The sequence below is a fragment of the Nocardia aurea genome, from assembly GCF_003123685.1.
GTDB classification, from domain to species: Bacteria; Actinomycetota; Actinomycetes; order Mycobacteriales; family Mycobacteriaceae; genus Nocardia; species Nocardia aurea.
On sequence record NZ_QCYJ01000115.1, the window covers coordinates 32,719 to 57,584 of the forward strand.

Annotated in this window: 24 protein-coding genes, 2 tRNA genes and 1 pseudogene; 19 read left to right on the forward strand and 8 right to left on the reverse strand. The window is 68.2% G+C overall.

What is annotated here, in order from left to right; genetic code table 11:
* Nucleotides 1–97 precede the first annotated feature (97 nt).
* A complete protein-coding gene (locus tag DAT37_RS26260) occupies nucleotides 98–1,477 on the forward strand; it encodes a pentapeptide repeat-containing protein (protein WP_109527548.1) in 1,380 nt (459 codons plus the stop codon).
* A 13-nt stretch (nucleotides 1,478–1,490) separates the two neighbouring features.
* On the opposite strand, the gene DAT37_RS26265 is transcribed toward DAT37_RS26260, so the two are convergent.
* Nucleotides 1,491–1,883, reverse strand: coding sequence for a VOC family protein (locus DAT37_RS26265; protein WP_109527549.1), 393 nt, complete (start codon nucleotides 1,881–1,883; stop codon nucleotides 1,491–1,493).
* A gap of 202 nt (nucleotides 1,884–2,085) precedes the next feature.
* On the opposite strand from DAT37_RS26265, the gene DAT37_RS26270 reads away from it, so the two are divergent.
* The 8 genes from DAT37_RS26270 (at nucleotide 2,086) to DAT37_RS26305 (ending at nucleotide 9,586) form a co-directional block, all read left to right on the forward strand.
* Nucleotides 2,086–3,189 carry an alcohol dehydrogenase catalytic domain-containing protein gene (locus DAT37_RS26270; protein ID WP_109527550.1) on the forward strand — a complete coding sequence of 368 codons (1,104 nt, stop codon included), beginning with the start codon at nucleotides 2,086–2,088 and terminating at the stop codon, nucleotides 3,187–3,189.
* Between the two features lie 165 nt (nucleotides 3,190–3,354).
* Complete coding sequence (gene dapB / locus DAT37_RS26275) at nucleotides 3,355–4,101, forward strand: 4-hydroxy-tetrahydrodipicolinate reductase (RefSeq protein WP_109527551.1); 747 nt, start codon at nucleotides 3,355–3,357, stop codon at nucleotides 4,099–4,101.
* A 180-nt stretch (nucleotides 4,102–4,281) separates the two neighbouring features.
* A complete protein-coding gene (locus DAT37_RS26280) occupies nucleotides 4,282–4,719 on the forward strand; it encodes a hypothetical protein (protein ID WP_198654451.1) in 438 nt (145 codons plus the stop codon).
* Nucleotides 4,720–4,722: 3 nt separating this feature from the next.
* Nucleotides 4,723–5,175 carry a flavodoxin family protein gene (locus DAT37_RS26285; RefSeq protein ID WP_109527552.1) on the forward strand — a complete coding sequence of 151 codons (453 nt, stop codon included), beginning with the start codon at nucleotides 4,723–4,725 and terminating at the stop codon, nucleotides 5,173–5,175.
* 151 nt (nucleotides 5,176–5,326) lie between these two features.
* Nucleotides 5,327–6,019 (forward strand): response regulator transcription factor, encoded by a 693-nt coding sequence (locus tag DAT37_RS26290; RefSeq protein ID WP_109527732.1) that lies wholly within the window; start codon nucleotides 5,327–5,329, stop codon nucleotides 6,017–6,019.
* Nucleotides 6,016–7,305 (forward strand): sensor histidine kinase, encoded by a 1,290-nt coding sequence (locus tag DAT37_RS26295; protein WP_109527553.1) that lies wholly within the window; start codon nucleotides 6,016–6,018, stop codon nucleotides 7,303–7,305. The genes DAT37_RS26290 and DAT37_RS26295 overlap by 4 nt, the downstream gene beginning before the upstream one ends.
* Nucleotides 7,298–8,317: a hypothetical protein gene (locus DAT37_RS26300; RefSeq protein WP_109527733.1), complete on the forward strand. Its 1,020-nt coding sequence runs from the start codon at nucleotides 7,298–7,300 to the stop codon at nucleotides 8,315–8,317. Before DAT37_RS26295 ends, DAT37_RS26300 begins: the two co-directional genes overlap by 8 nt.
* 69 nt (nucleotides 8,318–8,386) lie before the next feature.
* Nucleotides 8,387–9,586 (forward strand): winged helix-turn-helix domain-containing protein, encoded by a 1,200-nt coding sequence (locus DAT37_RS26305; protein WP_109527554.1) that lies wholly within the window; start codon nucleotides 8,387–8,389, stop codon nucleotides 9,584–9,586.
* Nucleotides 9,587–9,604: 18 nt separating this feature from the next.
* Here DAT37_RS26305 and DAT37_RS26310 read toward each other — a convergent pair whose 3' ends face one another.
* Nucleotides 9,605–10,048 carry a toxin-antitoxin system HicB family antitoxin gene (locus DAT37_RS26310; RefSeq protein WP_109527555.1) on the reverse strand — a complete coding sequence of 148 codons (444 nt, stop codon included), beginning with the start codon at nucleotides 10,046–10,048 and terminating at the stop codon, nucleotides 9,605–9,607.
* 149 nt (nucleotides 10,049–10,197) lie between these two features.
* Between DAT37_RS26310 and dapA the strand changes: the two genes are divergently transcribed.
* Together dapA and DAT37_RS26320 are read left to right on the forward strand one after the other, a co-directional pair.
* Nucleotides 10,198–11,106 carry a 4-hydroxy-tetrahydrodipicolinate synthase gene (gene dapA, locus DAT37_RS26315; RefSeq protein ID WP_109527556.1) on the forward strand — a complete coding sequence of 303 codons (909 nt, stop codon included), beginning with the start codon at nucleotides 10,198–10,200 and terminating at the stop codon, nucleotides 11,104–11,106.
* A 79-nt stretch (nucleotides 11,107–11,185) separates the two neighbouring features.
* Nucleotides 11,186–13,201 (forward strand): RNase J family beta-CASP ribonuclease, encoded by a 2,016-nt coding sequence (locus tag DAT37_RS26320; RefSeq protein ID WP_109527557.1) that lies wholly within the window; start codon nucleotides 11,186–11,188, stop codon nucleotides 13,199–13,201.
* 58 nt (nucleotides 13,202–13,259) lie between these two features.
* Here DAT37_RS26320 and DAT37_RS26325 read toward each other — a convergent pair whose 3' ends face one another.
* Both DAT37_RS26325 and DAT37_RS26330 read right to left on the reverse strand, forming a co-directional pair.
* Nucleotides 13,260–13,817: a hypothetical protein gene (locus DAT37_RS26325; protein ID WP_109527558.1), complete on the reverse strand. Its 558-nt coding sequence runs from the start codon at nucleotides 13,815–13,817 to the stop codon at nucleotides 13,260–13,262.
* Between the two features lie 68 nt (nucleotides 13,818–13,885).
* On the reverse strand, nucleotides 13,886–14,254 hold the full coding sequence (locus tag DAT37_RS26330) for a DUF4189 domain-containing protein (RefSeq protein ID WP_109527559.1): 369 nt from the start codon (nucleotides 14,252–14,254) through the stop codon (nucleotides 13,886–13,888).
* A 151-nt stretch (nucleotides 14,255–14,405) separates the two neighbouring features.
* On the opposite strand from DAT37_RS26330, the gene DAT37_RS26335 reads away from it, so the two are divergent.
* A complete protein-coding gene (locus DAT37_RS26335) occupies nucleotides 14,406–15,029 on the forward strand; it encodes a TIGR03085 family metal-binding protein (RefSeq protein ID WP_109527560.1) in 624 nt (207 codons plus the stop codon).
* A gap of 124 nt (nucleotides 15,030–15,153) precedes the next feature.
* Nucleotides 15,154–17,775 carry a DNA translocase FtsK gene (locus DAT37_RS26340; RefSeq protein WP_109527561.1) on the forward strand — a complete coding sequence of 874 codons (2,622 nt, stop codon included), beginning with the start codon at nucleotides 15,154–15,156 and terminating at the stop codon, nucleotides 17,773–17,775.
* Between the two features lie 89 nt (nucleotides 17,776–17,864).
* Here DAT37_RS26340 and DAT37_RS26345 read toward each other — a convergent pair.
* Together DAT37_RS26345 and DAT37_RS26350 are read right to left on the reverse strand one after the other, a co-directional pair.
* Nucleotides 17,865–17,935, reverse strand: a tRNA-Gln gene (locus DAT37_RS26345).
* 67 nt (nucleotides 17,936–18,002) lie between these two features.
* Nucleotides 18,003–18,076, reverse strand: a tRNA-OTHER gene (locus DAT37_RS26350).
* A 478-nt stretch (nucleotides 18,077–18,554) separates the two neighbouring features.
* Between DAT37_RS26350 and DAT37_RS26355 the strand changes: the two genes are divergently transcribed.
* Nucleotides 18,555–19,547, forward strand: a complete 993-nt coding sequence (locus tag DAT37_RS26355) for a TerC family protein (protein ID WP_109527562.1) — start codon at nucleotides 18,555–18,557, stop codon at nucleotides 19,545–19,547.
* Nucleotides 19,548–19,607: 60 nt separating this feature from the next.
* On the opposite strand, the gene DAT37_RS26360 is transcribed toward DAT37_RS26355, so the two are convergent.
* Both DAT37_RS26360 and DAT37_RS26365 read right to left on the reverse strand, forming a co-directional pair.
* Nucleotides 19,608–19,892, reverse strand: coding sequence for a YciI family protein (locus DAT37_RS26360; protein ID WP_109527563.1), 285 nt, complete (start codon nucleotides 19,890–19,892; stop codon nucleotides 19,608–19,610).
* A 17-nt stretch (nucleotides 19,893–19,909) separates the two neighbouring features.
* On the reverse strand, nucleotides 19,910–20,476 hold the full coding sequence (locus DAT37_RS26365) for an amino-acid N-acetyltransferase (protein WP_109527564.1): 567 nt from the start codon (nucleotides 20,474–20,476) through the stop codon (nucleotides 19,910–19,912).
* A 203-nt stretch (nucleotides 20,477–20,679) separates the two neighbouring features.
* Between DAT37_RS26365 and pgsA the strand changes: the two genes are divergently transcribed.
* From pgsA to pspM, 5 genes and pseudogenes are all read left to right on the forward strand, one after another.
* Entirely contained in the window at nucleotides 20,680–21,336 is a 657-nt protein-coding gene (gene pgsA / locus DAT37_RS26370) for a CDP-diacylglycerol--glycerol-3-phosphate 3-phosphatidyltransferase (protein ID WP_109527565.1), read from the forward strand.
* On the forward strand, nucleotides 21,333–21,821 hold the full coding sequence (locus DAT37_RS26375) for a CinA family protein (protein WP_109527734.1): 489 nt from the start codon (nucleotides 21,333–21,335) through the stop codon (nucleotides 21,819–21,821). Before pgsA ends, DAT37_RS26375 begins: the two co-directional genes overlap by 4 nt.
* Before the next feature lie 150 nt (nucleotides 21,822–21,971).
* Nucleotides 21,972–22,340 (forward strand): annotated as a pseudogene (locus DAT37_RS46485) (helix-turn-helix domain-containing protein); the annotation flags it as partial.
* 355 nt (nucleotides 22,341–22,695) lie between these two features.
* Nucleotides 22,696–23,523 (forward strand): PspA/IM30 family protein, encoded by an 828-nt coding sequence (locus DAT37_RS26385; RefSeq protein WP_109527566.1) that lies wholly within the window; start codon nucleotides 22,696–22,698, stop codon nucleotides 23,521–23,523.
* A 166-nt stretch (nucleotides 23,524–23,689) separates the two neighbouring features.
* Nucleotides 23,690–24,562: a phage shock envelope stress response protein PspM gene (gene pspM / locus DAT37_RS26390; RefSeq protein ID WP_232840000.1), complete on the forward strand. Its 873-nt coding sequence runs from the start codon at nucleotides 23,690–23,692 to the stop codon at nucleotides 24,560–24,562.
* Nucleotides 24,563–24,866 lie beyond the last annotated feature (304 nt).

Consider the following 24,866-nt stretch of genomic DNA (forward strand, 5'->3'; position numbering starts at 1 on the left):
GCCGGGCGGTTCCCGCCGACCGATTCGATTGCGGCGCACACGGTCCGCGTGACCGGCGCGGTGGTCCGACAGTGACATTCCGGCTACCATTCGGCTCATGCGATGGGGGCGGTCTGCCGACCGGCTGCACCGGGCGGCGTTACTGCTCGCGGTGTCAGCGGTGGTCCTGGGTGGGTTGGGTTTCGCGGCCCTGACCTGGTGGTTGTTGTGGCTCGGGTTCGGCGCGCGAGCGGATCCGCCGAATCAGGTGGATCTGACCAAGATCGCGCTGTCGGTGACGGCGGGTGTCGGCGGCGCGGTCGCGCTGGTCGTGGCATACCGCAGGCAGCGCGATCAGGAGCGGGGCAGGTTCGCCGAACTGTTCGGTGCGGCGGCGCGGCAACTCGGGGATCCCGATCCGGCGATACGACTGGCCGGGGTCTACGCGATGGCGGGGGTGGCCGACGAATTCTCCGCGCCGAGCAGGCGTCAGCAGTGCGTCGATGTGCTGTGCGGCTATCTGCGGCTGCCCTACGACCCCGACAGCGGGGCGAATCACCTTGTCTCCCGGTCGGAGACGGTGGACGAGGCCGGGACCAAGGTCGAACGGACCTATCAGCACCGCCAGAACGATCGTGAGGTGCGCTCGGCCGTCGTCCGGGTGCTCGCCCAGCATCTGCGCCGTTATTCCGAGGTGTCCTGGTCGGGGTGCGATATCGATCTCACCGGCGCGGTCTTCGAGAACGTGAACTTCGAGGCGGTCGAATTCGGCGGTCGCCGCACGACCTTCACCGGAGCGAAATTCCTCGGCGACAGCGATTTCCGCCGAGTGCGATTCACCGGCGCGCACCTCACCTTCCGCGACGCCGCGTTCGAGGGCGGGGAAGCGAAATTCGTCGACGCCGAATTCCGCGCGGCGCGAACCACCTTCGACGGCGCGAAGTTCTCGACCGCCGCGACATCCTTCGCCGACGCCCGGTTCCTCGGCGCGCGGACGACGTTCGACGGGACGGCCTTCTCTGGCGCTCACGCCTCGTTCCAGGCCGCGCACTTCGGCGGTGATCTGATCTCCTTCGAGCACGCCACCTTCGACGGTGCGCACCTGCGGTTCGACAACGCCGAATTCACGGGTCGGCGCATCGTGTTCGCCGCCGCCCGGTTCTTCACCGGGACCACCGACTTCGGTCGGACACGGTTCGGTACGGCGGGGCGGATCCGGAGTCGCGGAACCCACGAGATCGATTTCGTCGCAGCCGAATTACACGGCACCGTCTCCTTCGCGGACGCGGCCTTCGCCGGCCGCGCCGCCACTTTTCTCGGCGCCGACTTCTTCGGCGACATCTCCTTTCTCGGCACCCGTTTCTCCTCGGGCGCGACCGATTTCGACCGCCCGAAGGCATGGGTGGGGGTCCGCTTCGACTGGGACGACAATCCGTCGCGCAAACCGGTCACCGTCACGCCGGATCCCTGGCCGCCGACGCCCGCGCCGACGACCTGAATCCGATCGGCGACTACGCCGGGACACCGCCGTAGGGCACCGTGATGATCTCCATGAAGTGACCGCTCGGGTCGAGGAAATACACGCCGCGTCCGCCGTCGTTGTGGTTGATCTCGCCGACACCGCGCTGATGTGGATCGGCCCAATGCTCGAGCCGGTAGCGCTGGATCTTGGCGTATGCCGCGTCGAATTCGGCTTCGGAGATCAGGAAGGCGTAGTGCTGGGGTGGGATCTCCGCATCCGGAGGGACATTCGCGAAATCGAAGGTCACGCCGTTCGCGGCGGGAACCGCGACGAACGGGCCCCATTCGCCCGCGATATCCAAACCCAGTATGTCCGACCAGAATTCCGCGGACACCCGGTTGTCGCGGCATCCGACAATCGTGTGGTTGAACTGTACCGACAAGGGATTTCTCCTCGTGTCGTGACGGCCCCGACCCTGGGCTCGGTACAAGGCGGCCTACAGGAGCACCGTCACGGCCGACGATGGTAGTCGTCCACCCCGGAGTCCGCCAGCTGTCGACGCTCGACAGCGGCTTGCGGCGGTACGCGAGGGTACTTCGACGGTGTGTGTTCGCACGTCGTGGGCGCGCGGTAGCGTCGCAGGAATGAGGATTCGTGGTGCTGTTCTGGAGCGGATCGCGGCGCCCGCGCCGTTCGCCGATTCGACGCCGATCACGGTGTGCGATCTGGAGCTCGGTGATCCGGGACCGGGTGAACTGTTGGTTCGCATCGAAGCGGCCGGGTTGTGCCATTCGGATCTGTCCGTGGTCGACGGGAACCGGGTGCGGCCGGTGCCGATGCTGCTCGGACACGAGGCGGCGGGTCGTGTCGAGGCCGTCGGGCCTGGGGACAGCGATATCGCCGTGGGACAGCGGGTCGTGATGACCTTCCTGCCGCGCTGCGGCGAATGCGCGGGCTGCGCGAGCAACGGCCGTACGCCGTGCGGTCCGGGCAGTGTCGCCAACAATGCCGGTGAGTTGCTCAACGGCGGCAGCAGGTTGCACCGTGACGGCACGGAGGTCCATCACCATCTCGGGGTCTCCGCGTTCGCGACGCACGCGGTGGTCGATCGCCGTTCGGTGGTGCCCGTCGACGACGACGTCCCGCCGGAGGTGGCCGCGGTACTCGGTTGCGCGGTACTCACCGGGGGCGGTGCGCTGCTGAATTCCGCACCGCCCGGCCCCGGCGACCGGGTCATGGTGGTCGGGCTCGGCGGTGTCGGGATGGCCGCGGTCCTGGTCGGCGTCTCGCTCGGCGGCGAGGTGATCGCCGTCGACACGGTGCCGGAGAAACTCGCGCTGGCGAAGGAACTGGGCGCGACGGCCGCCTACACCCCGGCGGAACTGGCCGAACAGGGCGTGCAGGCGGAGATCGTCATCGAGGCGGCGGGCAATATCCGTGCCTTCGAGACCGCGGTCGCCGCCACCGCCGCGGGCGGCACCACCGTCACCGTCGGCCTGCCCGCGCCCGACGCCACGGCGAGTATCTCGCCGTTGGCGCTGGTCGCCCAGGGGCGTTCGATCGTCGGCAGCTACCTGGGATCGGCGGTGCCCGCGCGCGACATCCCCGAATACGTCCGCATGTGGCGCGAGGGCAGGCTGCCGGTCGAGCGGCTGGTGTCGTCGCATATCGGGCTCGGACAGATCAATCACGCGATGGACGAACTCGCGGCCGGGCACGCGTTGCGCCAGGTGATCGTCTTCGAGTGAAGGCCGCGCCGGCGGGGTAGGGCGCGCGGTGATCAGATCACCGCGGTCCCTCGGTGTTGGGTCGGGGACGGCCCAGCGCCGCGTCGCGGATCACAGAAGGGCGGCGACCGTTCGCGGTGTGTACCCAATTAGGCTGAGGGAACGCCAGCGAAACGAGGAGGTGCGGTGACCATTCGGGTCGGAGTGCTGGGAGCACAGGGCAAAGTCGGTCAGGCGATCTGTGCGGCGGTGCGCGCGGCCGCGGATCTGGAACTGGTCGCCACCGTCGACAAGGACGATGCGCTCGAGGCGTTCACCGAATCCGGCACCCAGGTGGTCGTCGACTTCACCCACCCGGACGTCGTCATGGGGAATCTCGAATTCCTGGTCGAACACGGCATCCACGCGGTGGTCGGCACCACCGGATTCGACGCCGCCCGGCTGGATCGGGTGCGCGGCTGGCTGGCCGATCGCCCGGACACCGGTGTGCTCATCGCCCCGAATTTCGCGATCGGCGCGGTGCTGTCCATGCGTTTCGCCGAACAGGCCGCTCGCTTCTTCGAATCGGTCGAGGTCATCGAACTGCATCACCCGAACAAGGCCGACGCGCCGTCGGGGACCGCCTACCGCACCGCCGGGCTCGTCGCCGAGGCGCGTAAACGCGCGGGCGTCGGGATCGGTCCCGACGCGACGAGCACCGAACTCGACGGCGCGCGTGGCGCGGACGTGGACGGCGTGCGCGTGCATTCGGTACGCCTGGCCGGACTCGTCGCCCACCAGGAAGTGCTGTTCGGCACCCAGGGCGAGACGCTCACCATCCGCCACGATTCCATCGACCGCTCGTCCTTCGCCCCCGGCGTCCTGCTCGGTGTGCGCGAGATCGCGAAACGTCCCGGCCTGACCGTCGGCCTCGACCCCTTCCTGGACCTGTGATCGGATCGCCCGGCACGTCGTCGGCGCCGATCGGACTCCGCGACCGTGCGCTCATCGGCGTCGTCGCCATCGGCCGAACCCTCGCCCGGAGTGATCGTGGCTGATCAGCCGGAGGAGGAGACGCCGGTCCCCGCGCCGGGGGAATCCGGACGCAAGGACGATGTCCGTGTCGTCGTCGGACTGATCACGGTGCTGGTCCTGATCCTCGGCTTCTACTTCCTGCTGCTCGGCCGGATCGCCGTGAGCCTCATCGGTTCCGGTGGGTTCGCCGCCGTCGCCATCGGTATCGGTGTCCTGATCCTGCCCCTGGTCGGGGTCTGGATCGTCTGGGCCACGGTGCGCGCGGCGCTCGACCATCAGCGGCTGGCCCGCAGGGCCGTCGCCGAAGGTCTGGAGGTCGACGTCTCGCAGTTACCGGTCCGCCCGTCCGGACGGATCGAACGGGCGGCGGCCGACGAACTGTTCGACCGGGTCACACGCGAATGGGAGGCCGACCCTGACAACTGGCGCAGCTCCTACCGCCTGGCCCGCGCCTACGACTACGCCGGTGACCGCCGTCGCGCCCGCGACACCATGCGTCGCGCGGTCGCCCTGGAACGGCTCGAACACGAGGGATAGGCCATGGCCCGGCTGCTGATCATCCACCACACCCCGTCTCCGTTCACGCAGGAGATGTTCGAGTCGGTGATCTCCGGCGCGACCGACCCGGAGATCGAGGGGGTGGAAGTCGTGCGCCGGGCCGCGCTGGCGGTGACGCCGACCGACGTGCTCGAGGCCGACGGTTACCTGCTCGGCACCCCCGCCAACCTCGGCTACATGAGCGGTGCGCTCAAGCACGCCTTCGACGTCGTCTACTACCCGTGCCTCGATTCGACGCGGGGTCGCCCGTTCGGCCTCTACCTCCACGGCAACGAGGGCACCGAGGGTGCCGAGAAGGGCGTCACGTCCATCACGACCGGATTGGGCTGGGTGCGGGCCGCCGACTACGTGGTGGTGTCGGGCAAGCCGACCAAGGCCGATCTCGAGGCGTGCTGGAATCTGGGCGCGACGCTCGCCGCGCAGTTGATGGACTGAGTGTCCGTGCGCCCGGAACCGGCTCGAGCCCGGTGACCGGCGCGTACCCCCGATTTCTGGTGTCTGACCATGGACCCCGTCCGACCGTCATACTGCGTGGTGACGTCGGAGCGGTGGGCGCGGGATGCGCTCGGGATGGAGTGTCGAGGTGATGTGGGCCGAAGGGGGCGAGAGCGCACCGCGACGGATCGGGCTGGTCGAAGATCACGAATCCGTCGCGATCGGACTGGCCGCGATGCTGTCGCCGGAACCGGATCTGGATCTGGTGCTGACCGCGGGGACCGTGCCGGAACTGCTCGCCTCGGCCGAGAGCGATTCGGCCACGGTGGATCTGGATCTGGTGGTGCTGGATCTGCGCCTGGCGGACGGCTCGTCGCCGGAGGACAACGTGCGCGCGCTGCGCGAACGCGGCGTCGAAGTGCTGGTGTTCACCGGTGCCGACAACGCCTTCCTGGTGCGCGCCGCCGCCAGCGCCGGTGTGCTCGGTGTGGTGCGCAAATCCGAGGATGTCCCGACGGTGGTCGCGGCGGTGCGGCGTGCCGCGTCCGGCGAACAGGTGATCACCACAGACTGGGCCGCGGCCATCGACGGCGACCCGCAGTTGTCGAATGTCGGGCTGAGCCCGCGCCAGGAGGAAGTGCTGACGCTGTACGCCTCCGGCGAGAAGGCGTCGAGGGTGGCGCGGCTGACCGGGTTGTCGGAGCAGACCGTCAACGATTACCTGGGACGTATCAGGCAGAAGTACGCCGACGCGGGCAGACCCGCGCCCACCAAGACCGACCTGTACAAGAGGGCCGTCGAGGACGGTTGGTTACCGGTTCCCGAGCGGCATCCGCGCGGATGACCGCGTTCGGCACACTGGACGACGTGCCCGCGGCGAGTGTGGCCTCGGTCGATCCGGTGCGTACGGCGCGGTGGTGGCGCGGTCTGGCCGCGCTGGCGGAACGCACGAAGGACGAGGCCGCGGCCGACCGCATCCTGCGCAGACTCGGCTCGATCTTCGGGCTGGCCGGGGTGATCGCCGCGGTGGTCGAGATTCCCGAGATCATCGATCAGAGCCGGTTCGCGTCGCTCGGATGGACCGTCGCGGTGGCGGTGCTGGCCTTCGGGCTGTTTCCGGTGCTCGCGATGGTCTCCATCAGGAGGACCAGGGCGACGATCCAGGCTGTGGCGGCGGCCGCCGCGATCAGCTATCTGGTCGCCTTGGCGATCGCGCCCGTGGTCTACCAGGAGATGCCAGGCCACACCACGTCGCTGTACCTGTACCGGGTGTTCGCGCTCGGTGTGCTGGCAGCGGCGCTCGCCTGGCGTCCGTCGCCCGCGATCGGTTACGTGGTCGTCGGATCGGTGCTGGCCGCCCTGGCCAACAGGGCGGTTTTCCCGCAGGAGGACTTCTGGTCGCTCGCGGGCGATTTCGCCAGGGCGGCCGGGCTGTGCGCGCTGTTCCTGTGGTGTGCGATCTACGCCAGGGCCGCCGCCGCGCGCGTCGACCGGGAGTCGGCGATCGCGAGCAGCAGGGCGGCCGCCGCCGCGGGGGCAGCGGCCAGGGACCGCGAGCGCGCGCGCTTCGCCGCCCTCATCCACGACGCGGTGCTCTCCACCCTGCTGGACGCCTCGCGGGCCGGGACCGAATCCCCGGTGCTGCGCGGGCAGGCCGAGCGCACGCTGACCCAATTGGAGGCGGCGCGCGGCAGCGATATCGAACCGGATCTGCTCAACGCCCACTCCGCCGTGCACTTCCTGCGCGCCGCGGTGCACGAGGTCAACTCGGGTATCGAATTCACCGCCAGACGCTGGGCGGGTTTCGACGATCTGCGACTGCCGGTGCATACGGCGGGCACCATCGCCGCCGCACTGGCCGAGGCGGTGCGCAACAGCCTGCGTCACGCCACCGTGCCGGGCCGGGCGTTGCGGCGCACCGTGACGGTGACGGTCAGCGCGGGCGGTATCCGCGTGGTGTTCCGCGACGACGGCGCGGGTTTCGACCTGGGCAAGGTGCCCGCCGATCGGCTCGGCGTCTCGGTCAGCATTCTGGGCCGGATGCGGCAACTGGCGGGTGGTGCGGGTTTCGTGGAATCGAGTCCGGGTGAGGGAACGACGGTGACCCTGGTCTGGGGTGGCGATGGCTGACACCGACACCGAGTTCGGGCTGCGCGATCTGCTCGGCCTGCGCGATCGGGCGGCGTGGCTGTTCCTGGTGGTGCTCGAGGTGACGATCGTGCTGTACATGGTCCGCAACTTCGAGAACGCGCCGTTCCCCGCCGTCGTGGCCGCGATCGGGCTGCTCACCTCGGCGGGGGCCCTCGTGCTGGTGATTCCGGTGGATCCGCTGCCGGTTCCCGCGACGGTGTTCGTCGCGGCCTCCGGCCCGATCGCGACGGTGCTGACCACGCTCGAGATCGAGACGGGGTGGGCCGAACCGGTGTGGACCGCCTTCGCTTCCTCCTATGTGCTCGCCGTGCTCGTACTGCGCGGTCGTGTCGGCGCCGCCTGGCTCGGTGTCGCCGGTATCGCGCTCGTGGTCGCGATGGTCGGACTCGTCGCCGGTCTGCGGGTCGGGGTGATCGCCGGATCGGTGGTCCCGGTGGCGACCGTTGCCGGGGTTTCGGTGTGCGCGGCGATCATGCGCCCGACGCAGCGTTCGCTGCGGTTGTTGCGCGAGGAGGCCACCCTGCGGGCCGCCGCGGAGGCGACCATGGCCGCCGAGAACGGCGAACGCGCCCGGCAACTCGCCCGACTGGACAAGGTGGCGCGGCCGATCCTGGAACGTATCGCCGACGGTGTCGAACTCACCGCGTCCGAACGCGAGCAGTGTCGCCTGCTCGAGGCCGAACTACGCGACGGCCTGCGTGCGCCGCAGCTGGTGACCGACGAATTGAGCAGCGCGGCGCGGGGGGCGCGCTCGCGCGGGGTCGAGGTGGTACTGCTCGACGACGGTGGTTTCGCCGGTGTGCCACGGTGGGTACGTCAGCGGGTGATCGACGCCGCGACGCGGGAACTCGACGCGGCGAACACCGGTTCGGTGACGGTACGGGTGCTGCCGATGGGACGCCGGATCCTCGCGACGGTGCTGGCGAACGCCTCCGACGCCGATCGACGGACCGAAATCGACGCCGCGGGTGAGGTATCGGTCACCACGTGAGCGCCGGCTCGTCGGCCGATCCGGTTCTCAGCCGCCGAACGTGTCGGACCCTCGTGGCATCCTGCCCGGATGCGGAAGATGACGGCGGCGGCGGCGCGCCGGACTGCGGTGGCGGCACAGGGCTTCGGCAGGCGCAGGCCCGCGGTCAACACGCGCCGGACGGTCCTGGATGTGCTGGCCAGAACCCAGGTGTTGCAACTGGATTCGGTCTCGGCCGTCGTGCGCGCGCACTACGCGCCGATCTTCGCCAGAATCGGCGCCTACGACCGCGCGCTGCTCGACGAGGCGGCCTGGTCGGATTCCGCGCGGCGGCCCAGGCAACTCGTGGAGTACTGGGCCCACGAGGCGGCGCTGCTTCCGGTCGAGGATTGGCCGCTGTTCCGGTGGCGGATGGCGCAGTACCGCAACGGCCGCTGGGGATCGGCGCGCACCGTGGTCGAACGCAATCCCACCCTGGGCAAGGACATTCTGGACGTCGTCGCCGACGTCGGCCCGTCGACGGCGAGCGAGGTGGAACGTCATCTCGAGCTGGACAAACCGAAACGCAAGGGCTCGTGGTGGAATCTCAGCGATACCAAACTGATCTGCGAACAGCTCTTCGCCGCCGGTGAACTCTCGGTGCCGAAGCGGGTCGGCTTCGCCCGTCACTACGACCTGACCGAACGTGTCGTTCCCCCGGAGATCGCGGCGCGCGAGATTCCCGAGCCGGACGCGGTCCGCGAACTCGTGTTGCGCGCGGCCACCGCGCACGGCATCGGCACCGAATCGGATCTGCGTGACTACTACCGTCTCCAGCGATCCCAGACCCTGCCCGCGATCGCCGAACTGGTGGCCGAGGGCGAACTGGAACCGGTGGAGGTCGCGGGCTGGGACAAACCCGCCTACCTGCGCGCGGGCGCCGCGACGCCGCGTCGGATCGAGGGCGCCGCCCTGCTGTGCCCCTTCGATCCGCTGGTCTTCTGCCGTCCCCGCATCGAGCGGATCTTCGACTTCCACTACCGCATCGAGATCTACACCCCCGAACACAAACGGGTGCACGGGTACTACGTCTTCCCGTTCCTGCTCGACGGTGAACTCGTCGGCCGGGTCGACCTGCGCGCCGAACGTGCGACGGGGCGGCTGCTGGTGCCGGGCGCCTTCGCCGAACCCGGGCACGGCACCGCGGAAACCGCCGCCGCGTTGCGGGATTCGCTGCGTGAGATGGCGGACTGGCTCGAACTCGACGACATCGTGTTCGGTGAGCGCGGCGATCTCGCGCCGCTGCTCTGACCGCGGGCGAACCGAATCTCAGATATCGCGTTTGGGTCCGTAGCCGCGCATCTGGTCCTTGAGCGCTCCGGAGACCGCGGTGGACAGCCACGAGTTCAGTGAGACCCCGCTCTGGGCGGCGGCCTCCTCGGCCTTGGCCTTGAGCTGCTCGACCATCCGAAGGGTGACGCGACTGATGTCGCCGGTCATCTCCTCGAAGGTCTGATGCTCCTCACCGCCCGGATTCTTGCGGACATCGACCGTCGCGTCCGTGCCGTTCACCGAGACGTGCACGGTGCGGTCGCCGAGCGCCGCGCTGACCTCGGTGGCCAGATCGGACAGTGCGGCCAGCAGGGCGAGCCGCGCCGAACTTTCCGTCGCCGCTGCCAGCGCCGCGGCCGTGGCCTGCGTCTTCTCGTCGCCGAGCGCCGCCGCGGCGATGAGATCCTCGCGGAGGCGGGCGGTGTACTTGTTCAGATCCATGACGCCATTGTGATGTCATATCTGATGTCACGCAAGGTCGGAATTGATGTCATCGGACAGCAAATGGGAGGCGAATCACGTGCGCCCGCCGACCCGTCGGCGGACTTGGATGTCGAGTGCGCCCATCAGAGCGGGTAACCTTTCTGACCATGACGAACGGTGAATCGACGCCAACGGAGCTGCGCGCGTCCGGCACGGTAGGTGTCGCGATGGTGACCCCCTTCAGTGCCGACGGCAAGCTCGATGTCGATGCCGGGGTGGCCTTGGCCGCTCGCCTGGTCGATCGCGGTGTCGATCTGCTCGCGATCTCCGGGACCACGGGGGAATCGCCGACGACCACCGAATCGGAGAAAGCCGACCTGTTGCGCGCCGTCGTCGACGCCGTCGGCGCGCGCGCCACCGTCATCGCGGGCGCGGGCACCTACGACACCGCGCATTCCATCGAACTCGCGCGCAACGCGCAGCGGGCGGGCGCGCACGGCCTGCTCGTGGTCACCCCGTACTACTCGCGGCCGACCCAGGCCGGCTTGATCGCGCATTTCACCGCGGTCGCCGACGCCACCGATCTGCCGGTCACGCTCTACGACATTCCACCGAGATCCATGGTGCCCATCGCACCGGACACCATTCGCGTCCTCGCCGAACATCCGCGCATCGTCGCGGTCAAGGACGCCAAAGGTGATCTGAACATGGGCGCCGACCTGATCGCGAGCACCGGCCTGGCCTTCTACTCCGGTGACGACTGCCTGAATCTGCCCTGGCTCTCGGTGGGCGCGGTCGGATTCATCAGCGTCATCGGACATCTGGTGCCCGAGCGGTTGCGTGAACTCCTCGACGCCTATCACACCGGCGATGTCGAGCGGGCCCGCCGCATCAACGCGAGCCTGATTCCGCTGAACGCGGCGATGGCCGGTCTGGGTGGTGTCGCCATGAGCAAGGGCGGCCTGCGTATGCTCGGCGTCGACGTGGGCGAACCGCGTCTGCCGCAGTTGATGCCCAATGCCGAACAACTCGACATACTCGCCGCCGACCTGCGTTTGGCGGGGGTGCTGGCGTGAGCGATTCGAGTAGTGACAGTCCGAGCAGTGACACTACGAGCGTGACCGATATCCGACCGAGCGCCGTGGAGGTCCGCGCATGAGTGAGCCCCTGGCCCGTCGTCCCCGCCGTACCGCGAGCCGTGCCGCGGGCGCGCCGCCGCCGGCCGCCGCCCCTGCCCCGCCCCCCGCGGCCGCTCCCGCCGAACAAGCGCAGGAGCCCACCGCCGCGGTGGCCGAGCCGTCGACCGAATCCACTCCCGCCGAGAAGTCCGGGCGCAGGAGGCAGTCCGATTCGAAGGTCGCGAAGAAGTCCGGTCAGGACGGTGATCGCAACGCCCCCGCGCAGAGCGCGCCGCCCGCGCGCCGCCCGGCGCGCGGCCGCCAGCAATCCGGCCGCGGACGGGCCGAACAACCGGCCCCGCCGCCGGTCGCCGCGCAGGACCGGCTCGGCGCGCCGCCGAAGCTGACCAAGAACGGGCTGCGCGTGTTCGCCCTCGGCGGTATCGGCGAGATCGGCCGCAATATGACGGTCTTCGAATACGGCGGCAAACTGCTCATCGTCGACTGCGGCGTGCTGTTCCCCGAGGACCAGCAGCCCGGTGTCGACCTGATCCTGCCCGACTTCCGGCCGATCGAGAATCGGATGGACGACATCGTCGCCATCGTGCTCACCCACGGCCACGAGGATCACATCGGCGCGGTGCCGTTCCTGCTGCGCATGCGTTCGGACATCCCGGTGCTCGGCGCCAAGTTCACCCTCGCCCTCGTCGCCGCCAAATGCCGTGAACATCGGCTGCATCCCAAGCTCACCGAGGTCGTGGAGGGTGAGACCACCATCCACGGGCCGTTCGAATGCGAGTACTTCGCGGTCAACCACTCGATCCCGGACGCGCTCGCCGTCGCCATCCGCACGCCCGCCGGCGTCGTGCTGCACACCGGCGACATCAAACTCGATCAGCTGCCGCTCGACGGCCGCCTGACCGACCTGGCCGGATTCTCCCGGCTCGGCGACGAGGGCGTCGACCTGTTCCTGGTCGACTCGACCAATGCCGAGGTGCCGGGTTTCGTCACCCCGGAGCGCGAGATCGGCGGTGTGCTCGACACCGTGATCGGCAAGGCCAAGCATCGCGTCATCGTCGCGTCCTTCGCCAGTCACGTGCACCGCATCCAGCAGGTGGTCGACGTGGCCCAGAAGTACGGGCGTCGAGTGTGTTTCATCGGCCGCTCGATGGTGCGAAATATGCAGATCGCGCAGGATCTCGGCTACCTGACGGTGCCCGACAACGTGGTGGTCGACCTCGACGTGGCCGCCACGCTGCCCGGTGACCGGCTGGTCCTGATCTCCACCGGCTCGCAGGGCGAACCGCTGTCGGCACTGTCGCGGATGGCGCGCGGCGATCACCGTCAGATCCACATCCGCCCCGACGATCTGGTCGTGCTGGCCTCCTCGCTGATCCCCGGCAACGAGAATTCGGTATTCGCCGTCGTCAACGGTCTGGCCCGGCTCGGCGCGACGGTCATCACCCAGCAGAACGCGAAGGTGCACGTCTCCGGTCACGCGTCCGCGGGTGAACTGCTCTACCTCTACAACGCGGTGCGCCCGACCAATGCCATGCCCGTGCACGGCGAATGGCGGCATCTGCGCGCCAATGCCGCGCTCGCGATCGCGACCGGCGTGCCCGAGGAACGGGTGGTGCTCGCCGAGGACGGCGTCGTGGTCGACCTGGTCGACGGGATCGCCTCGATCGTCGGCCGGGTTCCGGTCGGTCACGTCTACGTCGACGGCCTCTCGGTCGGCGATGTCGGCGAATCGACGCTCTCGGATCGCCTGGTGCTCGGCGAGGGCGGATTCATCTCGATCACCGTCGCGATCGACTCGACCACCGGAAAGGCGGTCAGCACACCGGAAGTCAGCGGACGCGGTTTCTCCGACGATCCGACGGCGCTGACCGCGGCGGCCGAACTCGTCGAGGCCGAACTGCTGCGCCTGGCCGGCGAGGGCGTCACCGAGACCCACCGCATCGCCCAGGGCGTGCGCCGGGTGGTCGGGCGCTGGGTCGCCGACACCTATCGCCGTCGTCCGATGATCGTGCCCACCGTCATCGGGGTCTGAGTACCCGAACCGCGAAAAGGCGCCGCAGCCACAGGCTTCCGGCGCCTTTTCGCGCGCGCTACCTTGCTTGGCAGGCCGCCGAATCGAGTTTCGCCGCCCGCACGATATTGCAGGTGAACAGGTTCGACACCTTCCACTGATCGTCCTGCGCGACGAATTCGACGAAGGCGTCCTGCACCGGTTTACCGTCGATCGTGACGTCGGCGTCGGCTTTCAATTTCCCGTCGACGGGATTCTGCACGCCGGTGATCGTCACCTTCACGTTGTTGCGCTCGGCGGCGTCGACGAGTTTGTCGACCAGTTGCGGATCCCGTTCGGCATCCTGCACCCAGGCGGTCTTCTCCTCGGCGCCGACCGTCGGATCGAAGGCCCGGTTGATACGGGTATTGAGTTCCTCGGCCGTCGGTTTCGCCAGATTCGGCGGTGTGGTCGAGGTCGGCGCCTCGCCCTCGATGAGCGCGTCCTGGCTCTTACCCGATTCGAAGTTGTTCACGGCCGAGGTGGTGGCGGGCGACGCGCCGGAGTCCCCGCCGTCGGAGGAGGAGCACGCGGCGAGGCCGACGGCCGCGCCGATGGTGAGTACGGCCACGACGGCGCGTACCGAGCGAAGTTTCACGAAATTCCCCTGGTGTGAAAGTAATTCGCCGCACCCGGAACGGGCGGCGATCGGCGGTATCGGCTCGATCAGCTCGAATAGCCCTGTGTGCAACGCCAGTTCACGACGTAACCGCCGTAGACGCGGGAGAGGGCGGTATCGCGTGCCGCCGGGTAATTGCTGCTCGACGCGCTGCTCCAGTGCGTCCTCGACCTGGCCAGCACCCCGCACCCGTTGCGCCAGGAGATGCTCACCGAGCAGCCGGGACCGCAGGAGTTCACCGCGTTGATCTCGGCCGCGTTGTAGCTGCCGTAATTGTTGCTGATGCTGTATCGGCCGTTGCTGCCGACGGCGATCGCGCCGTAGAACCCGGTCTGGGCTTGCGCGGCGGGCGCGGCGGTCGCCAGCGCCACGCCGGCCGCCGCCACCGCGACGGCCGTCGTGAGAAATTTCTTCACGGAATCGAATGCCCCTTCTCATCGAATGTCCATTCCCCGATGGACAGGTGTCAACGTACAGTTGCCGCGTCCGGCCTGACAACCGAGTGAATCTTCACCGCGAGCGTGTTCGGGGCTGCCTTTACGGTGGGCCATCCGATATGTTCGGCAGGTGAATATGGCGCAGCGAGAACGTCGGGATCTGGTCGAGACGATGTCCGCGGTCGGCCCGGACGCGCCGACCCTGTGCGGGACGTGGACGGTGCGAGATCTGGCCGCGCACTTGATCGTTCGCGAGCGCCGCCCGGATGCCTCGCTCGGCATCATGCTGAAACCGTTCGCCGGACATCTCGAATCCGTGCAGAACAAGGCCGCTGCCGAACCGTTCGACGATCTGCTCGAACTCGTCCGCACCGGCCCGCCGCTGTGGTCACCGCTGAAGCCGATCGACGCCGTGGCCAATCTCGGTGAGATGTTCGTCCACCACGAGGACGTGCGTCGGGCCGCGCCAGGTTGGGAGCCGCGCCGACTGAGCGCGGACGACGAGACCGCCCTGTGGAACATGGTCCGCCGGATGGGCCGCGCGGCCTACCGCAAATCGCCGGTCGCGGTGGCCCTGGAGACCCCGGATGGTCGGCAGGCGCAGGTGAAGAAGGCCCAGGGCCCCGTCGTGACGCTGGTCGGCGCGCCGTCGGAACTGGTGCTGCACGCCTTCGGTCGCGATCAGGTACGCATCGAGACGCGCGGTGAGCCCGACGCCGTACGCGCGGTACTCGAGCTCGATCGGTCGATCTAGGTTCGTCTCGAGGTCTGTGCTGGGGTGGCGCCAGCCGCCGAAAGGCCCCTCTTCCGGGGCTCGAGGCGCGTGATACCTGTGTTGCGGATGGTCGCAGCGGTGCGTTTGCGGCTAGCCTGAGTCCATGGCAGGTAAGCCCCGCAGCACCACGTCGTCCAGTGCGCGGGCGGGAGCGGCCCGGGGGAGGGCGGGCGCGGCTCGGCCACGCTCGGCCGCACCGCGCCGCGGGACCGCGCCGAACGGGCGTGCCACCCCGGCGCGACGCCCCGCCCCGAGGACGGCGACCCGCGCGTCCAATCGCGCGTCGAACACCGCCCCGCTGGCCGTGGTCAGTCGTGCCGTCGGCAGCGGCTGGACCATGATCGCGCGCGGGGTCGGCGCGGCGACGCGAACGTTGAGCAAGGCCGGCGAGATCGAACACGGTCACCGGCGTGACGGGATCGCGCTCGCGCTGATCGCGCTCAGCGCCGTGATCGCGGCCGCGGTCTGGCTGTCGGCGGGTGGCCCGGTCGGACACTGGGTCGACGAGGGCATCCGCGCCGTTTCAGGGTCCGCCTCGGCGGCCCTGCCGTTCGTCGCCTGCGGTATCGCGGTCATCCTGATGCGCACCGAGCCGCGCCCGGAGATCAGGCCGCGCCTGGTACTGGGCGGGTTGCTCGTGGGTCTGCCGCTGCTGGGCATCTGGCATCTCGCGGCGGACGCCCCCGGTGACGCGCACGGTCGTTCGCGCGCGGCCGGTTTCGTCGGTTTCGCGGTCGGCGGTCCGCTGGCGGGCGGACTCACCGCGTGGCTGGCCGTGCCGATTCTGTTGCTGGCCATCGTCTTCGGCGTGCTGCTTCTCACCGGCACCACCGTCCGTGAGGTGCCGCAGCGGTTGCGCGAGTATTTCGGCACCGCGAGCGGTGGTGACGAATACGGCGAATACCAGGGTGAACAACTCGAATTCGACCCGGCGAACTACGACGCCGAAGGATTCCCGGTCGGCCGCGGCCGTACGCGCAGGCGCGGCCGGACCCCCACCGAGAACTATCCGGCCGACGAGTTCGGCGATCCGAACGCCGTCACCGAGGCGCTCGGCGAACCACCGTTGCGCGATGCCAAGACCATCGCCACCGCGGCCGAATTCGGCGCCGAGATCGATGCCACGCCACCGAAGCCGACGCCGAGGAAACGGGCCGCGCCGAAGGTCGCCGACCAGACCCCGCCCCCGCCGAAAGAACCAGAATTCGTCGCGGATCGGGTCACCGAGGGCGATTACACGCTGCCGCCGGTTTCCCTGCTCACCGACGGCGATCCGCCGAAGAAGCGCAGTGCCGCCAACGAATCGATGATCGAGGCGATCACCGAGGTGCTGGTGCAGTTCAAGATCGACGCGGCGGTCACCGGGTTCGTGCGTGGCCCGACCGTCACCAGGTACGAGGTGGAACTCGGTCCGGGCGTGAAGGTCGAGAAGATCACCGCGCTGGCCCGCAATATCGCCTACGCCGTCGCCACCGAGAACGTCCGGCTGCTCGCCCCGATTCCCGGCAAATCCGCCGTCGGCATCGAGGTCCCGAATTCCGACCGCGAGCTGGTGCGCCTGGCCGACGTCCTCAAGGCGCCGTCGACCCGCAACGATCACCATCCGTTGGTGATCGGGCTCGGCAAGAACATCGAAGGCGAATTCGTGTCGGCCAATCTCGCCAAGATGCCGCATCTGCTCGTCGCGGGCTCCACCGGTTCCGGTAAGTCCAGTTTCGTGAACTCGATGCTGGTGTCGCTGTTGCAGCGGGCCACCCCGGAAGAGGTCAGGATGATCCTGATCGACCCCAAGATGGTGGAGCTGACCCCCTACGAGGGGATTCCGCACCTGATCACGCCGATCATCACCCAGCCCAAGAAGGCCGCGGCCGCGTTGTCCTGGCTGGTCGAGGAGATGGAACAGCGCTATCAGGACATGCAGGCCAACAAGGTTCGCCATATCGACGACTTCAACAAGAAGGTGAAGTCGGGGGCCATCACCGCGCCGCTCGGCAGCGAACGGGTGTACCGCCCCTACCCGTACATCCTCGCCATCGTCGACGAACTCGCCGACCTCATGATGACGGCCCCGCGCGATGTCGAGGAAGCCATCGTCCGTATCACCCAGAAGGCGCGCGCCGCGGGCATCCACCTGGTCCTGGCCACCCAGCGCCCGTCGGTCGACGTGGTGACCGGGCTGATCAAGACCAATGTCCCCTCGCGCCTGGCCTTCGCCACCTCGTCGCTGACCGACTCCCGCGTCATCCTCGATCAACCGGGCGCCGAGAAGCTGATCGGCATGGGCGACGCGCTGTTCCTGCCGATGGGCGCGGGTAAACCGACCCGCCTGCAGGGTGCTTTCATCAGCGACGAGGAGATCCACGGCGTCGTCGAATTCAGCAAGAACCAGGCCGAACCCGAATATCAGGAGGGTGTGACCGCGGCGAAGGCGGGCGAGAAGAAGGATGTCGATCCCGATATCGGCGACGATCTCGATGTCTTCCTCCAGGCCGTGGAACTGGTCGTCACGTCGCAATTCGGGTCGACATCGATGCTGCAACGCAAACTGCGCGTCGGATTCGCCAAAGCGGGCCGTCTGATGGATCTGATGGAGACCAGGGGGGTCGTCGGACCCAGCGAAGGGTCCAAGGCCCGCGACGTGCTCATCAAACCCGACGAGCTCGACGGTCTGCTGTGGAGTATTCGCGGCGGCGACGCACCGGACGCCGACGGCGAGGACGAGTAGCTCGTCGTGGAGTCGAACCACGCGACCGGGCCTTATGAGAGCCCGGCGGCGAACCTGCGTGAGCCTCGCGCGTCGATGGTGACGCGTAGCTGGAGTGCCAGGATTCGAACCTGAACCGACTGAACCAAAATCAGCCGTGCTGCCCTTACACCACACTCCAATGGCGCGCCCGGGATCGCTCTCTCCATCGAGCTACGGACGCTTGCCCCGCGTTCGGCACGGGATCGTTCCCTCGGCGAGATTCGAACTCGCATCTACCGGTTCCTAGGGCCGGCGCCTCTGCCAGTTGGGCCACGAGGGATTGTCTGTGTGTGCTCGATGAGCCACATCCGCGTGCCAGGGCGCCCGTACACAGAAAAAGGGTCACTCCCGGCGCTTGCCGCGAAGTGACCCCTGTCTCAGGTCTGCTCGATATCGAGACCTCAGAGGCCGCTCCCGGAGCGTGCGAAGCACATGGCCGATAGCGCGGCACGGCTGCGCCGGACACCACGCGGCGACGACTGTCGCTCTCGCACGGTTTGCCCGATCATGTGCCTGGTCCCTTCGGTTTCCGCCTGTGCGGCGGTCGATTTCGTCGGGTTCGACGCTAACACCCGAAATCGGTACGCGAAACCCATTTTCACGTGGTGTCGCGACGTTTCTGCCGAGGCGGGGCACCGGGATGCCGCGACGGTGACGATCGGCCGGGTGTGAAATCATGGTCAGCAACTCGGCCGCAACGTTGCCAGAACGGACAAATCGGGCATGATGGCAGTCATGAACTTCGATCGGACCACCGCATGCAGGTAACCGCACTGATCTGGGTGATCACTATCGTGGTGATCCTCGGCCTGTTCGTCTTCGATTTCTTCGCCCATGTGCGCACCCCGCACGACCCGACCTTCAAGGAATCGGGATTCTGGTCGGCTGTCTATATCGGCATCGCGCTGCTGTTCGGCGGATTCGTCGCCTGGAAATGGGGCAGCACCTACGCGGGGGAGTACTACGCGGGTTTCGTCACCGAGAAAGCACTCTCGGTGGACAACCTGTTCGTCTTCCTCATCATCATGACCACCTTCGCGGTGCCCAGGATCTACCAGCAGAAGGTGCTGCTGATCGGCATCGTGCTCGCGCTGGTGATGCGCGGTGTCTTCATCGCCGTCGGCGCGGCCGCCATCAACGCCTTCAGCTGGGTCTTCTATCTGTTCGGGGCGTTTCTCATCTTCACCGCGGTGAAATTGCTCAAGGACAGCGGCCACGAGGTCGAGGTCGAGGAGAAACGCGACAGCAGAATCGTCGCGTTGGCGAAAAGGATTCTGCCCACCACCGACGAATACGACGGCGACAAACTCGTCACCCGTATCGACGGCAAGCGGGCTGTCACGCCGCTGCTGCTGGCGCTGCTCGCGATCGGATTCGCGGATCTGCTGTTCGCGCTCGACTCCATTCCGGCGATCTACGGCCTGACCGAACAGCCGTATCTGGTGTTCACGGCGAACGCCTTCGCGCTGATGGGGCTGCGTCAGCTGTACTTCCTCATCGGCGGACTGCTCGACCGGTTGGTGTACCTGTCCTACGGCCTGTCCGCGATCCTCGCGTTCATCGGCGCGAAACTGGTGCTGCACGCGCTGCACGAGAACACGCTGCCGTTCGTCAACGGCGGTGAACACATCTCGGTACCGGAGATCTCGACCCCGGTCTCGCTCGGGGTGATCCTCGGCATCCTCGTCGTCGCCACCGTCGCGAGCCTGATCAAGACGCGCGGCGGTGTGAGCGCGCCCCCGCAGGCCTGACCTCCGCGAAAAGGACAGCCCCTCGATCGTCGCGATCGAGGGGCTGTGTCGTCTGTCCGATCAGGACGCGAACGCGCCCATCACCGGGAGCCACTCGACCGCGCGCACCGCGTCGACGAGGCCCTGACGGGCGAACGGATCCTGGGTCAGCAGATCCTTCAGCGCGGCCTCGTCCTCGGCCCGGAAGATCAGCAGTGCGCCCGAGCCGTCGGGATACGGGCCGCTGCTGAGCAGTGTGCCCTCGTCGACCAGGCCGAACAGCCATCCGCGATGGTCGCCGCGATGGATGTCGCGGTCCGGGAGGGTGGCCTCGGAGTATGTGTAGTGAACGGCGAAGATCGGCACGGTGGTCGCTTCCTGTCTCAGAGGGTCAGCAGCATTCGAGTATTGCCGAGGGTGTTCGGCTTCACATAGCTGAGGTCGAGGAATTCCGCGACGCCGGTGTCGTAGGAGCGGCACATCTCGGCGTAGACCTCGGCGGTGACCGGGGTGCCGTCGATTTCGGCGAAGCCGTGCCTGCTGAAGAAATCCACCTCGAAGGTCAGCACGAACAGCCTGCTCAGCTCCAATTCCCTGGCCACGGTGATCAGGCGTTCCACGATGAGTCTGCCCACACCGTGGCCTTTCACATCGGGGTGCACCGCGACCGTGCGGACCTCGCCGAGATCGGCCCACAGCACGTGCAGCGCGCCACAGCCGACGATCCTGCCCGCCAGTTCGGCGACCCAGAACTCCTGTACCGCCTCGTACAGTGTGACCAGGCTCTTCTCCAGCAGGATCCGGCCCGCGTAGACGTCGACCAGGCGCTTGATATCGGGGATGTCGGAGGTTCGCGCGCGTCGCACTACCGGGATGACAGGCTGCGCGGCGGGTGCCGCGCCCGGATAGGCGTCGCTGGTCGAACCACCCTGTGGTCCCCGAGAGGTCATGGGGTGCAGAGTAGTCGGCCCGGTTACCGATAGTCTGATCGTGTGCCGCACATCCTGTCGTTCCGCTCACCGCATCGCGCCGGGCACGACGACCGGGCGCGAAACGGCGCGGGACACGCGGTCGAAGTGGGGCCCGTCGGCGCGAGAGCGGGGGCGCCCGTGTGCGTCGCCGTGCCGGAGCCGAGCTTCGGCGAGGCGAGGGCATGAGCGTGCAGCCGGAAGAAATCGACCGTCAGCGGTACGCGGTCCCGGTGCGTCCGACACTCGCGCCGGGGCAGGCCGAACCGGCGGCGGTCCCGCTGATGAATATCGCGAATATCCTCACGATGGCGCGGATCGCGATCGTTCCGCTGTTCGTCCTCGCCCTGTTCGCCGGCGACGGCCACGAGACGGGCTGGCGGATCACCGCGGCGGCGCTGTTCGGTATCGCCGCGATCACCGATCGTTTCGACGGGCAACTCGCGCGCAAATACGGTCTCGTCACCGATTTCGGCAAACTCGCCGACCCCATCGCCGACAAGGCGCTGATCGGGTCGGCGCTGATCGGGCTCTCGGCCCTTGGTGACGTCCCCTGGTGGATCACCCTGGTGATCTGCGGACGCGAGATCGGCATCACCCTGCTGCGGTTGGCCGTGGTTCGCCGCGGTGTCATCCCCGCCGGGCGCGGGGGCAAATTGAAGACGCTGGTGCAATCGCTCGCGATCGCGATGGTGCTGCTGCCGCTGTCGGGAGCCGCCGCCACCGCCGGAACGGTCCTGATGTACGCGGCGCTTGTCCTGACCGTCGTGACGGGGCTGGACTACATCGGTCAGGCCGCGAGGGTGTGGTTCGCGGGCGGGTCGCGCTCGCGCGGGCGATGACCGATCCGCTCACCGCCGCGGCGCCCGCCGCCGAACTGGTGCGCGCGCTCATCGACGCGGGCGAGACCGTCGCCACCGCCGAATCGTTGACCGCGGGCCTGGTGGCGGCGACCATCGCCGGGGTCCCCGGTGCGAGTGCGGTGCTGCGGGGCGGGCTCGTCGTCTACGCCACCGATCTCAAACACAGCCTCGGCGGCGTCGACGCGGATCGGCTGGCGAGCGAGGGGGCGGTGTCGGCGGGCACGGCGCGACAGTTGGCGGCCGGGGCGCGTACCGCGTGCGGGTCGGACTGGGGGATCGGCCTGACCGGCGTCGCCGGACCGGATTCGCAGGACGGTCATCCGGTCGGCACCGTCTTCCTCGGGCTGTCCGGTCCGCGGCATGCCGCGGTGATTCGGTTGCGCCTGTCCGGTGACAGGTGGACGATCAGACTCACCGCGACACAGATCGCGGTACGGGAACTGCTCCGGTGCGTCCGGGGTTGACTCGTCGTCGCCTGGTTCATCGTGACGGGAACCAACCGACCCTCGTCCGACGTTGTGCCAGAAAGAACGGTGCGCGCCGCGCGTTGGCCCGGTGACCGCCCCAGCGGTGACTGCCCGAAGCGGTGATTGCCCGAGGTGAAGGAGAACGAGATGACGCTGCTGCGAGAGGCAATCGGGGACAGTCTGCGGCGTGCGCGTCTCGCCCAGCACCGAACCCTGCGCGAGGTGTCCACGTCGGCGCGGGTCAGCCTCGGCTACCTGTCCGAGGTCGAGCGCGGCCGCAAGGAGGCGTCGAGCGAACTGCTCGCCGCGATCTGCTCGGCCCTGGACGTGCCGCTGTCGCGCGTGCTCTGGGATGTGAGCACGATCATGGCAGGCGCCGACGGTCTGCCCGCCGACGAGGCCGCCGCGGTGCCGGTGGACGCCGAGCAGTCGGTCGGCGCGGGGGCCGCGCAGGGACCCGCCGCCGAACCGGCTCCCGCCGCCGAGCCGGAACCGGCGCTCGCCCCCGCGAGCGCGAGCATGTCGGTCGATTCGGGTCTGCCCGCCGAATCCGCTCCGGCGGAGCCGGGGCGCTCCGCTCCCGTCGAGCCGGGTCGTTCCTCGGGGCCGTCGCGTATCGCGGAGAAGACCAGGATCGTCATCCCGGCGCCGAAGTCGGACATGCTGGTCCTGGTGAAGAGCAACTGACGCCCGATCGACGTGCCGACGCTGCGGTCCGATGCGAAAAACGGATAGATTCTCTAGTAGGCGTCCGTCGGGTCGGTTCGTCCGTTCGACGGGCCACATGGTGGAGGATAGGCACAACTGGTGCGTGACGGTCGCGCACCGGAGCCGCTAGAAGCGGTGCATCAGATGGAGGCGGGATCAATCGATGGCTAATCCGTTCGTCAAGGCCTGGAAGTACCTGATGGCCCTCTTCGACTCGAAGATCGAGGAGCACGCGGATCCGAAGGTTCAGATTCAGCAGGCTATCGAGGAAGCTCAGCGCCAGCATCAGGCCCTTTCGCAGCAGGCCGCGTCGGTCATCGGCAACCAGCGTCAGCTGGAGATGAAGCTGAACCGGCAGCTCGACGAGGTCGAGAAACTCAACGCCAACACGCGCCAGGCGGTCCTGCTCGCCGATCAGGCGTCCACGGCGGGCGATACCGAGAAGGCGATCCAGTACACCAACGCGGCCGAGGCGTTCGCCGCGCAGCTGGTCACCGCCGAACAGTCGGTCGAGGACCTGAAGGTGCTGCACGACCAGTCGCTGCAAGCCGCCGCCCAGGCCAAGAAGGCGGTCGAGCAGAACGCGATGCTGTTGCAGCAGAAGGTCGCCGAGCGCACCAAACTGCTCAGCCAACTCGAGCAGGCGAAGATGCAGGAGCAGGTCTCGGCCTCGTTGCAGCAGATGGATTCCACGCTCTCGGCTCCCGGTACCACCCCGAGCCTGGACGCGGTTCGCGAGAAGATCGAGCGCAGGTACGCGAACGCGCTCGGCTCGGCCGAGCTGGCCCAGAATTCGGTGCAGGGCCGCATGATGGAAGTTCAGCAGGCCAGCATCCAGATGGCGGGCCACAGCAAACTGGAGCAGATCCGCGCCTCCATGCGCGGTGATTCGCTGCCCGCGGGCGACGGCCAAGCCGCCGTCAATCCCGCGCAGCCGCAGGCGAACCCGGCGCAGCCGCAGATGAACAAGGGCCAGACCGCTCAGCAGTAGGCGGTGGGTACGGCGGTAGAGGACGGTTCGGCATGCGACCTGACACGAGTCGGCAGCCCGGACCGTCGACGCTCTCATCGGATCGCCCGCCCGATCCGATGGGGTCTCCCCACCGCGGCACCGGAAAATCGGTCATGATGGAACCGGGTGTCAGCGAGGTGCAGGGATGAGTCGCAGAAAAACACAGCACATGCCCGTGGTGGCGTACCCGGGTGTCAACTCCGTGTCGTCGTCCGGACTGCCGGACACGTTGCGCGGTATGGGGGAGCACGCGCTGGTCGCGGTGCGCCGTTGGGCCGATCCGCGGGAACGCGAATTGCGCAAGCGCCGCCGCGCCCGCCGCCGTAGTTTCCAACTGGGCACCGTATCCGGTCTCACCACCGCGGGAGCCGTTGGCCTCGTGGTCGTTTCGGCGCCCGCCTGGGCGGTGGTGTTCTTGAGCGGTGGCGCCGTCGCGCTGGTCACCGGCACCGCGCTGAGCGCTCGGCGTTATCTGCGCTTGCGGGGGACACCGTTGCCGCATCCGGTGTTCGTGCCGCGCAAACAGCCGCCCCCGCGTTCCGCGGCGCGGGCCCCGATCGCCCGTCTGGTCGGCGCGGAGCGCGCGTTGCACGGTCTGATCGCGCATCTGGGCGCGTCGAATCGACTGCCCAGTGAAGAACTCGTCGACATGGTCGAGACCGCGAATTCCGGCGCGGCCGCCCTGCACGCGCTCGGCGTCGATATCGTCCAGATGGAGAACGCTCTCGGCGTGGTCGGCCGGAACAATCCGCAGGCTGCCGAGGCGTTGACGGCGAACGTCCGCTTCGCGCTGACGCGGCTGGAATCGGGCATCGTCGAATACGAGCAGGTCGTCACGGCCGCGGGTGCGATTCTCGCGGTACCCGAGAGTACCGTTGTCGCCTATAGATTCGACGGCATCGTCGCGGATCTGCGGCACGCGGCCGATCGCCTCGACGGTTGGGCGCAGGCACTGGCCGAGGTCGCCGATCGGCCTGTCATCGCGACCGCCGAACCGCCGCGAGGGTATTCGGGATAGCCGACCGGCGTACCACGGGCATACCCGCGAATTCTTCGCGGGGGATCACGAAAATTGATTCGCGGAATGCCGTGCGAGAGAGATTCCGAATTGTTCTCGGATAATCGCAGGCTCTGATCCGTGCGGCAGAGGGCCGACTGGAGGTGCGTCCGGAATCGTGGCTGCCGGAATTAGTGGAAGAATGGCGCCGGTATCCGAGACGATCGCTCGCTCGTGTAGAGGTATGTCCTCTCCCAGCGAGGAGCCGGTGGGAATTATCGAATGGTGCATCGGAATTGTGCCGCGAGCGTACTTCCGCCCCCGG